Below are 1,258 nucleotides of genomic sequence, written 5' to 3'. Positions count from 1 at the left end.
CTAGTTAATCAAATACGAAAAATCGCCAAGKTTTATTGGGATATCCCCACTTTGTGTGCATTAACTTTATGGCGTAAGAGTGATATAGTGCGCGCAAGCTAAATTGGCATGAAAGGAACACTATGCTCTACGACTACATGAACATGCTGGAATCGATTGGACTCGATCTTCTTTTTGCGTCTATCTTCTTTCTTATTGGTATGGCGATAAAAGACGTATTAAACCAGGGAAATGTTCCGGTATTTGGTCGTCGTATTGTGTGGCTAGTGCTCTTCCTTGGCTGTGCCGGTTTTATCGCAAAAGGTATTATTCAGCTGAGCTGGAAGGCACAGGGGACTGGGTTAAACCACAGCATCCGTGCCAACAACAGACWTTATTAAAGGTATAAACTCTATGGCAAGTGTAGGTATCTTCTTCGGCAGCGACACAGGCAACACCGAAGCCGTTGCTAAGATGATTCAAAAGCAACTAGGTAAAAAACTCGTTCACGTACAAGACATCGCAAAAAGTAGTAAAGAAGATATCGACAACTTCGACCTGCTGCTTTTAGGCACTCCCAACTTGGTACTACGGTGAAGCTCAGTGTGATTGGGATTCGACTTTTCCCAGAGTTAGAGAAATCGATTTCTCGACTAAACGTAGTTGGCCATTTTTGGTTGTGGCGACCAAGAGGACTACGCAGAATATTTCTGTGACGCAATGGGCACAGTTCGCGATATCGTAGAAGCAAAAGGTGGCACCATCCTAGGTCACACTTCAACTGAGAGCTATGAGTTCGAAGCGTCAAAAGCCTTAGTTGCTGGTGATGACAGCCTATTCGTCGGTTTATGCATTGATGAAGATCGCCAACCAGAACTCACTGAAGAGCGTGTGAAAACTGGGTTGAACAATCTACGAAGAATGTGCCTAGCAGAGCTTGAAGACTAATGATGAAAACCTCCTTCGGGAGGTTTTTTAGTTGTCACGATGACTTCTTCTCGATATTGCGGTTTTTGCGTACATACAACTTACGCTGAACTTCCGAAACCACATTCCCTTGTGCATCTTTGACATGGATGACAAACTCAGGAAAGCACTTCTCCCCTCTCTTTGTCACGGAGTAAATCTCATCTAACACCGATTGGCAGATCTCAAACTTAGCAAAGAGATCACTTTTTCCAGGTTGAATAAAGTTAATGCTGGCTTCCTTGTCCCAGACATAGTACTCCTCCCCCAAGATCCCCATCAGCATTAATGAATAAACTGGACTMCGTTAAGA

At 43.7% G+C, this 1,258-nt stretch carries 1 protein-coding gene and 2 pseudogenes; 2 read left to right on the top strand and 1 reads right to left on the bottom strand.

All coding sequences use genetic code 11. The features are described from left to right. The first annotated feature begins 122 nt into the window (after positions 1-122). Together CIK04_RS27335 and CIK04_RS27330 are read left to right on the top strand one after the other, a co-directional pair. Entirely contained in the window at positions 123-380 is a 258-nt protein-coding gene (locus CIK04_RS27335; protein ID WP_128824729.1) for a DUF2788 domain-containing protein, read from the top strand. Positions 381-393: 13 nt separating this feature from the next. Further along, positions 394-927, top strand: a pseudogene (locus tag CIK04_RS27330) (flavodoxin). On the opposite strand, the pseudogene CIK04_RS27325 reads toward CIK04_RS27330, so the two are convergent. Next, positions 924-1,246 (bottom strand): annotated as a pseudogene (locus CIK04_RS27325) (DUF4442 domain-containing protein); the annotation flags it as partial. The pseudogenes CIK04_RS27330 and CIK04_RS27325 sit on opposite strands and share 4 nt — an antisense overlap. Positions 1,247-1,258 lie beyond the last annotated feature (12 nt).

The sequence above is a fragment of the Vibrio sp. 03_296 genome (assembly GCF_002265885.1).
This window is presented reverse-complemented; position numbering and strand designations above follow the sequence as displayed.